Annotated in this window: 9 protein-coding genes; 8 read left to right on the top strand and 1 reads right to left on the bottom strand. The window is 66.7% G+C overall.

The features are described 5' to 3' along the window. Nucleotides 1–68 precede the first annotated feature (68 nt). On the top strand, nucleotides 69–1,352 hold the full coding sequence (cytX, locus tag WCE05_RS17560; protein ID WP_368816233.1) for a putative hydroxymethylpyrimidine transporter CytX: 1,284 nt from the start codon (nucleotides 69–71) through the stop codon (nucleotides 1,350–1,352). Here cytX and WCE05_RS17555 read toward each other — a convergent pair. Then, nucleotides 1,321–2,067, bottom strand: coding sequence for an RsiV family protein (locus tag WCE05_RS17555; RefSeq protein WP_225788923.1), 747 nt, complete (start codon nucleotides 2,065–2,067; stop codon nucleotides 1,321–1,323). The two genes, cytX and WCE05_RS17555, sit on opposite strands and share 32 nt — an antisense overlap. Nucleotides 2,068–2,251: 184 nt before the next feature. Between WCE05_RS17555 and WCE05_RS17550 the strand changes: the two genes are divergently transcribed. The 7 genes from WCE05_RS17550 to WCE05_RS17520 all read left to right on the top strand — a co-directional run bounded on the left by WCE05_RS17550 (nucleotide 2,252) and on the right by WCE05_RS17520 (nucleotide 8,386). Continuing rightward, nucleotides 2,252–2,869, top strand: a complete 618-nt coding sequence (locus tag WCE05_RS17550; protein WP_253081057.1) for an NUDIX domain-containing protein — start codon at nucleotides 2,252–2,254, stop codon at nucleotides 2,867–2,869. Further along, on the top strand, nucleotides 2,860–3,312 hold the full coding sequence (locus tag WCE05_RS17545; RefSeq protein WP_225788925.1) for a DUF1249 domain-containing protein: 453 nt from the start codon (nucleotides 2,860–2,862) through the stop codon (nucleotides 3,310–3,312). The genes WCE05_RS17550 and WCE05_RS17545 overlap by 10 nt, the downstream gene beginning before the upstream one ends. Nucleotides 3,313–3,388: 76 nt before the next feature. Continuing rightward, complete coding sequence (gene cpdA, locus WCE05_RS17540) at nucleotides 3,389–4,204, top strand: 3',5'-cyclic-AMP phosphodiesterase (RefSeq protein ID WP_368816231.1); 816 nt, start codon at nucleotides 3,389–3,391, stop codon at nucleotides 4,202–4,204. A 135-nt stretch (nucleotides 4,205–4,339) separates the two neighbouring features. After that, complete coding sequence (locus WCE05_RS17535) at nucleotides 4,340–4,948, top strand: YqiA/YcfP family alpha/beta fold hydrolase (RefSeq protein WP_225788927.1); 609 nt, start codon at nucleotides 4,340–4,342, stop codon at nucleotides 4,946–4,948. 35 nt (nucleotides 4,949–4,983) lie between these two features. After that, a complete protein-coding gene (gene parE / locus WCE05_RS17530; RefSeq protein ID WP_225788928.1) occupies nucleotides 4,984–6,888 on the top strand; it encodes a DNA topoisomerase IV subunit B in 1,905 nt (634 codons plus the stop codon). Beyond that, nucleotides 6,885–7,871, top strand: a complete 987-nt coding sequence (locus WCE05_RS17525; RefSeq protein ID WP_368816230.1) for an esterase-like activity of phytase family protein — start codon at nucleotides 6,885–6,887, stop codon at nucleotides 7,869–7,871. The genes parE and WCE05_RS17525 overlap by 4 nt, the downstream gene beginning before the upstream one ends. Continuing rightward, nucleotides 7,868–8,386 (top strand): TIGR02281 family clan AA aspartic protease, encoded by a 519-nt coding sequence (locus WCE05_RS17520; RefSeq protein ID WP_368816229.1) that lies wholly within the window; start codon nucleotides 7,868–7,870, stop codon nucleotides 8,384–8,386. Before WCE05_RS17525 ends, WCE05_RS17520 begins: the two co-directional genes overlap by 4 nt. Nucleotides 8,387–8,391 lie beyond the last annotated feature (5 nt).

Genomic DNA, 8,391 nt, shown 5'->3' with positions numbered 1-8,391 from the left:
TTCTGCTCGGAGCGCCTGGTCTGGTTGGCTAGCGGGCCGCTGTGTGTACAGTTTCTAAGTGTGGACGAATTTCAATGAGCAGCCACTTCTCCCCCGACCATCCGGTCCCTTCCAACCAGCGCCTGTTCGGTGCCCGCGACCTGTTCTCGCTCTGGTTCTCCCTCGGCATCGGCCTGATGGTCCTGCAGGTCGGTGGCTTGCTCGCGCCGGGCCTGGGGCTGGCCGGGGCAATCCTGGCGATCGTCCTCGGCAGCGCTGTGGGGGTGATGCTGCTGGCGGCGGCCGGGGTGATCGGCAGCGATACCGGCCTGTCGGCCATGGCCACCCTGCGCCTGAGCCTGGGGCGCCACGGTGCCCGCCTGCCGGCGCTGCTCAATTTGCTGCAACTGGTCGGCTGGGGCTCGTTCGAGATCATCGTCATGCGCGACGCCGCCAGCCTGCTCGGCGCCCGTGCCTTCGGCGAGGGCAGCCACTGGAGCAGCCCGCTGCTCTGGACCCTGTGCTTCGGCGCCCTGGCCACCCTGTTGGCCGTCAGCGGGCCGCTGGCCTTCGTGCGCAAGGTGTTGCGCAAGTGGGGCATCTGGCTGTTGCTCGGTGCCTGCCTGTGGCTGACCTGGAACCTGTTCGCCAAGGCCGACCTGGCCGCGTTGTGGGGGCGTGGCGGGGATGGTTCGCTGTCCTTGGCGGTGGGCTTCGACATCGTCATCGCCATGCCGCTGTCCTGGCTGCCATTGATCGCCGACTATTCACGCTTCGGCCAGCGTGCCAGACGGGTGTTCGGCGGTACGGCTCTGGGCTTTTTCATCGGCAACGCCTGGTTGATGAGCCTGGGCGTGGCCTACACCCTGGCCTTCGCCCCGAGCGGCGAAGTCAATGCGCTGTTGCTGGCGCTGGCAGGGGCCGGGTTGGGGATCCCGCTGCTGCTGATCCTGCTCGACGAGTCGGAAAACGCCTTTGCCGACATCCATTCGGCGGCGGTCTCCACCGGCCTGCTGGTACGCCTTAAGGTCGAGCACCTGGCCCTGGCCATCGGTGCGCTGTGCACCCTGGTGGCCCTGCTGGCGCCCTTGGCGCAGTACCAGAACTTCCTGCTGCTGATCGGCTCGGTGTTCGCGCCGCTGTTCGGCGTGGTCCTGGTGGATCACTTCATGATCCGTCGCCGGCAGATGCCGGTGGCGATCGGCGGGCTGCACTGGCAGGCTCTGGTGGCCTGGGCGGTGGGGGTGGCGGCTTATCACCTGATGGCGAATGCCGCACCGGAGCTGGGGGCGACCCTGCCGGCATTGCTGCTGGCAGGGGTGTTGCACGCTGTGCTGAGCCTCAGCCGCGGCCGGGAAACAGCTCGGGCCTGAGAATGCCGTTCAGGCGCGGGTAGGGGATCTTCAATTCGATGTGGCCCATGGAGTAGGGTGCGATCGCATAGACCTCGTACTTGAGCACCACCGCGCCGTAGGTCAGGGCCACGTGCGGGGTCTGGCGGAACGGCCAGGTCTTGACGAATTCCGGGTCCTTGTCCATGCCGGTGCTGGCCAGCCAAGCCTGGTGGGATTGTTCGGCGGTCTTCCAGAAGGTCTCCTCCTGGCCCGGCAGCAGCATGTCCTGCAGGGTCAGGACCTTGTCCAGCTTGCGCGAGTAGTTGATGAAGCCACGCCCGGGCATGCCGTGGGCGCCGCCGCTGTCCAGGTAGCTGGACAGCTCGATGATCACCAGCCCGTCATGCTGCTCGCGTACCTTGGCCTGCAGGTAGCTGCTGTTGCGCTTCTCGGCGCTGGCCAGGTACTGCTCCTCGTAGGCCTTGAGCGAGGTCGGCGCGTTGGCGCGCTGGTTGTCCTCGGTCAACTGCAGCAGGCGGCGTTCGACGATGCCGTCGAGCTTGGGCAGGTCCGGGAAGTGGATGGTATCGATGTTCACCAGCGGGCAGTCACGCTCGCTGCAACCGGGCTTGACGTGTTCCCAAGCGTCGCGCTTGACCTCGAGCGGTGCCCGGTAGTTGGGCTCGAACAGGCTCTGGCAGGCGCCCAGGGCCAGTGCCAGCACGGCCACGGAAGTGAGTTTGACAAGCGTCATGATGATCCTTGCAGGTCAAAGGTAGTCGGCCTTGGACCGTCGGCGGAGCCTTCGGTTCGCCACTAAGCTAACAGAGAGGCGCCAGCCTGTCCCGGCTGCCCGAACGGTCGCCGGAAAGGGATGAAACCCGGCGGCACGCAGAGTAGGATGGCGCGATGCGGCACACGAGGTCATGAGGATTTCCATGTCAGATACGTTGAATTCGCAGCCCAGGACGGTCGAGATCGTCGAACAGGCCAACTGCTTCCAGGGTTTCTACAGGCTCGACAAGCTGCGCCTGCGCCACGAACTGTTCGCCGGGGGCATGGGGCGTGAGATCAGCCGCGAGTTGTTCGTGCGCCACGACGCGGTCTGCGTGCTGCCCTACGATCCGCAGCGCGACGAGGTGGTGCTGATCGAGCAGTTCCGGGTCGGCGCGCTGGGCAAGGTCGACAATCCCTGGCTGATCGAGATGGTGGCTGGCCTGATCGACAAGGACGAAGTGCCCGAGGAGGTCGCCCATCGCGAGGCCGAGGAAGAGGCCGGCCTGGCCTTCAGCGCGCTGTGGCCGATGACCTGTTACTTCCCTTCGCCGGGCGGCAGCGACGAGTATGTCCACCTGTTCCTCGGCCGTTGCAGCAGCGAAGGTGCCGGTGGCCTGCATGGCCTGGAGGAGGAGGGCGAGGACATCCGTGTGCGTGTCTGGGCGTTCGAGGATGCCCTGCAGGCCGTGCGGGACGGGCGGATCTGCAACGCCGCCACCATCATCGGCCTGCAATGGCTGGCGCTGAACCGTAGCGAAGTGCGAGGTATGTGGTCGTGAACCTGCTGCGTGAGCGCTATCGGGTCGACCTGGCCGGGCTGCAGGCGGCCTGCGAAGCCAACTATGCCCGCTTGATGCGCTTGCTGCCGGACATGCGTACCGCTCAGAGCTCGCGCCGCATCGGCATGACCCAGGGCGACCAGATGCTCGGCGTGCTGGTGCTCGACGTGCTGCTGGCCTGCCCCTACACCACCACCCTGCGGGTGCGCCAGGAGCACAGCCTGCCCTGGTTGCCGGTGCCGCACCTGGAGGTGCAGGTGTACCACGACGCGCGCATGGCCGAGGTGGTCAGCGCCGAGCACACCCGGCGCCTGCGCAGCATCTACCCGTATCCCAACGCCGCCATGCACCAGCCGGACGAGAAGGCCCAGCTCAACCTGTTCCTCGGTGAATGGCTGAGCCACTGCCTGGCCTGTGGCCATGAGCTGGAAACCGTGCGCTGAAATGAGCGGCTTCGAGTATTTGCTCGAACCTGCATAGCCGCCATAATCGTGCTGAATCCGTTCGAGGAGACGGCCGTTGCCGCAGCCCAATCATTGCCAAGACCCTGCACCCGTCCATGTGGTGCAATTGTCCGATGCCCACCTGTTCGCCGAGCCAGGCGGTACCCTGCTGGGCATGAATACCCGCGACAGCCTGCGTCATGTGATCGACCAGGTTCGCCGCGAGCAGCCGCGCATCGACCTGCTGTTGTGTACCGGGGATCTCTCCCAGGACGGCAGCGTCGCTTCCTATGAGGCCTTTCGCCAGTTGACCGCCGACTTCGGCGTGCCGACCCGCTGGTTGCCCGGCAACCATGACGAGGCCCGGGTCATGGCGAAGGTGGCGCGTGGCAGCGACCTGGTGCGGGCGGTGACCGATATCGGCGCCTGGCGCATCGTCATGCTCGACTCGGCAGTGCCCGACGCGACCCACGGCTGGCTGGCCGACGACCAGCTCGCCTGTCTGGACCAGGCCCTGGCCGGCGCGGGCGAGCGCCATTGCCTGGTGTGCCTGCACCATCAGCCGGTGGATATCGGCTGTGCCTGGATCGCGCCGATCGGCCTGCGCAATGCCGAGGCGCTGCTCCAGCGGCTGCGGGGGCATCCGCGGGTGCGGGCGGTGCTCTGGGGGCACATCCACCAGGAGTGGGACGAAGTGCGCGACGGGCTGCGCTGGCTGGCATCGCCTTCCACCTGCATCCAGTTCGCCGCGCGCAGCGAGGAATTCAAGGTGAGCGAGGAGTTGCCGGGCTACCGCTGGTTGCGCCTGCATGCCGACGGGCGGGTGGAAACCGGTGTGGAGCGGGCACGGGACTTCGAGGTGAGGCTGGACTTCGACAGCGCAGGGTACTGACACGCCAGGCCCCTGGCCCCAGTGAAGAATTTGTTGCGAAAAACCCGATGCTGCGCCAAAGCCCTGCGAACAGGCTACACTGCGCGTCCCTGCGCCCGCACGGACGGGCGTACCGCAGCAGACACCGGGGGCAGCATGTCGGGTTCCATCCTCTATATCCATGGTTTCAACAGCTCGCCACTGTCGAGGAAGGCGCGTCAGCTCGAGGCGGTGATGCAGCAGTTGGGCCTGGCCGAGCGTTTGCGCGTCCCGGCGCTGCATCACCAGCCGCGCCAGGCCATCGCCCAGCTGGAAACCGCCATCGACGAACTCGGCGCGCCCTTGCTGGTCGGCAGTTCGCTGGGCGGCTACTATGCCACCCATCTGGCCGAGCGCCATGGCCTCAAGGCCCTGCTGATCAACCCGGCGGTCGCGCCGCACCGGCTGTTCGACGGCTACCTCGGTACCCAGCGCAACCTGTACACCGACGAAACCTGGGAACTGACCCTGGACCACGTGCAGGCCCTGGCCGAACTGGAAGTGCCGCCGCCGCAGGACGCCAGCCGCTACCAGGTATGGTTGCAGACAGCCGACGAAACCCTGGACTATCGCCAGGCCGAGCGTTATTACCGGGCCTGCGCCCTGCGCATCCAGGCCGGCGGCGACCACGGTTTCCAAGGCTTCGCCGAGCGCCTGCCGGCCTTGCTGGCCTTCGCCGGGATTGCCCGGGGGCAGTATGCGGCGCTCGATTTTTCTGTATTTTGATCTTTTTGCATTCACCAGACTGACGACGAGAACCCATGGCCAATCCCAGCGCTAGCGCCTATAACGCAGACGCCATCGAAGTCCTCTCCGGCCTTGACCCGGTCCGCAAGCGGCCAGGCATGTACACCGATACCAGCCGGCCCAACCACCTGGCCCAGGAAGTCATCGACAACAGCGTCGACGAAGCCCTCGCCGGCCACGCCCGCTCGGTGCAGGTGATCCTTCACGCCGACCATTCGCTGGAGGTCTGCGACGACGGCCGTGGCATGCCGGTGGACATCCACCCCGAGGAGGGCGTGTCGGGGGTCGAGCTGATCCTCACCAAGCTGCATGCCGGCGGCAAGTTCTCCAACAAGAACTACCAGTTCTCCGGCGGCCTGCACGGTGTCGGTATCTCGGTGGTCAACGCCCTGTCGAAACAGGTGCGCGTGCGCGTCAAGCGCGACGGCAACGAGTACCAGATGACCTTCGCCGATGGCTACAAGTCCAGCGAGCTGGAGGTGGTCGGCACGGTCGGCCGGCGCAATACCGGCACCAGCGTGTTCTTTTCCCCCGATCCGAAGTACTTCGACTCGCCGAAGTTCTCCGTCAGCCGCCTCAAGCATGTGCTCAAGGCCAAGGCCGTGCTCTGCCCCGGCCTGCTGGTCAGCTTCGAGGACAAGGCTAGCGGCGAGAAGGTCGAGTGGCACTACGAAGACGGCCTGCGCTCCTACCTGGTCGACTCGGTCAGCGAGTTCCTGCGCCTGCCCGACGAGCCGTTCTGCGGCAGCCTGGCCGGCAACAAGGAAGCCGTGGACTGGGCCCTGCTGTGGCTGCCCGAAGGCGGCGACAGCGTCCAGGAGAGCTACGTCAACCTGATTCCTACCGCCCAGGGCGGTACCCACGTCAATGGCCTGCGCCAGGGCCTGCTGGATGCGATGCGCGAATTCTGCGAGTTCCGCAACCTGCTGCCGCGTGGCGTGAAGCTGGCGCCCGAGGATGTCTGGGAGCGCATCACCTTCGTGCTGTCGATGAAGATGCAGGAGCCGCAGTTCTCCGGGCAGACCAAGGAGCGCCTGTCGTCCCGCGAGGCGGCGGCGTTCGTCTCCGGTGTGGTCAAGGATGCCTTCAGCCTGTGGCTCAACGCCCACCCCGAGCTGGGCATGCAACTGGCCGAGCTTGCCATCAGCAACGCTGGCCGGCGCCTGAAGGCGAGCAAGAAGGTCGAGCGCAAGCGCATCACCCAGGGCCCGGCGCTGCCCGGCAAGCTGGCCGACTGCGCCGGCCAGGACCCGATGCGCGCCGAGCTGTTCCTGGTCGAGGGCGACTCGGCAGGCGGTTCGGCCAAACAGGCACGGGACAAGGAATTCCAGGCGATCCTGCCGTTGCGCGGCAAGATCCTCAACACCTGGGAGGTCGATGGCGGCGAGGTCCTGGCCAGCCAGGAAGTGCACAACATCGCCGTGGCCATTGGCGTCGACCCGGGGGCCACCGACCTGTCCCAGCTGCGCTACGGCAAGATCTGCATCCTCGCCGACGCCGACTCCGACGGCCTGCACATCGCCACCTTGCTGTGCGCCCTGTTCGTCCAGCATTTCCGCCCGCTGGTGGAGGCAGGCCATGTCTACGTGGCCATGCCGCCGCTGTATCGCATCGACCTGGGCAAGGAGATCTACTACGCCCTCGACGAGGCCGAGCGCGATGGCATCCTCGATCGGCTGGTGGCCGAGAAGAAGCGCGGCAAGCCGCAGGTCACCCGCTTCAAGGGGCTGGGTGAAATGAACCCGCCGCAGCTGCGTGAAACCACCATGGACCCGAACACCCGGCGCCTGGTCCAGCTGACCCTGGACGATCTGCAGGGCACCACCGAGATCATGGACATGCTGCTGGCCAAGAAGCGTGCGGGCGATCGCAAGAGCTGGCTGGAAACCAAGGGCAACCTGGCCGAGGTACTGGTTTGATCCGTCTGCTGCTCGCGGCGTGCCTGACGTTGCTCGCCATGCCGAGCCTTGCCGGCAACTGGCCGGAGCTCAAGCTTGTCGACGAGCACCCGGTCGAAGGCATGCGTGGCGCCAACCTGTCGGGCCTGGCCGAGTGCCGTGGCGCCCTGTGGGCCATCTCCGACCGGGACGACGATCGTATCTACCGCCTCGACCAGACGAACCGGGTCATGCGCGCCCAGCCATTGGTGTTCACGCCGCCACCGGCACCGGAGAGCGGTCTGCCCTGGGGCCTGAAGTCGCGTAACTGGGCGGTGTCCTTCCTGCGCGGTGGCGAGCTGGACTTCGAAGGCGTCAGCTGCGACCAGGCTGGCAATTTCTACCTGGTCAGCGAAGCCCATGCGGCGGTGCTGCAGGTGCCGGCCGAGGGCGAGCCGGAGTGGTTGAAGATCGACCAGGCCATGGTCCGCCAGGCGCGCGCCAGCGGCATGCTCCTGCATTTCAATGCGCTGTTCGAGGGCCTGGCGGTCAACCCGGCGGGTGACCGCTTGTGGCTGGCTGCCGAGCGTGAGCGGCGCGGGCTGGTGGCGATCCAGCGCCAGCAGTCGGTATGGACTTGCGGGCGCAGTTGCGTGCTGCTCAGCGAAGCCGGGGTCGAGATGCAGCCACCGCAGATGCCGTCGCCCCAGGCACGGTCGCGGGATTTTTCCGACCTGGCGCTGTACCAGGGCAAGCTGTTCACCCTCGAGCGCAACGCGTTTCGCGTCTGCCGGCGGGATGCCGACAGTGGCAAGGTCGAGCGCTGCTGGTCGTTCGCCGCCGATGCGCTGGTGGACTCGCGCCGCTACGACCAGCCGTTCGGCCTGGCCGAAGCCCTGGTGATCGACGCCAAGGGGGCCTGGATCGGCCTGGACAACAACGGCGGCGACCGTGCCGATGGCGAGACACGCCCGATCGTCTGGCGCTTCGCGGCGCCTGAAGGCGGCTGGAGCGCCAAGCCGTGAGCCAGCCGCCGGGCAAGCGTGCGGGCAAGGTGCTGCTGATCGTCGCCTGGGCGGCGGCGCTGTTCCTTGCCACGCGCTTTTTCGGGCAGTGGGAGGAGCGCCAGCAGAACCCCAACGCCCAGGTGCAGTCTTCGCACGGCGAAGGCTTCATCGAGGTCCGCCTGCTGAGCAATGGCCAGGGCCACTTCGTCGCTGACGGGGTGATCAACGGCCAAAGGGTGCGCTTGCTGCTCGACACCGGCGCAACCGACGTGGCGATCCCCGAGACGCTGGCCCGCGAGCTTGACCTGCAACGTGGCGCACCGGTGATGCTCAGTACCGCCAATGGCCGTACCCAGGGCTACCGGACCCGCCTGGACAGCCTGCAACTGGGCGACATCCACCTGCGCAACGTACGCGCCCTGGTGGTTCCCGGGCTGGACGGCGAGCAGGTGCTGCTGGGCATGAGCGCCCTGAAACAACTTGAATTTACCCAGCGCGGCGGTACCTTGCTGCTGCGCCAGAACCTGAAATGACGAGG

Source organism: Pseudomonas sp. I2 (assembly GCF_040984075.1).
Classification (GTDB): Bacteria; Pseudomonadota; Gammaproteobacteria; order Pseudomonadales; family Pseudomonadaceae; genus Aquipseudomonas; species Aquipseudomonas guariconensis_B.
The sequence above is the reverse complement of the archived record's forward strand: the minus strand, read 5'-3'. Positions and strand labels throughout refer to the sequence as shown.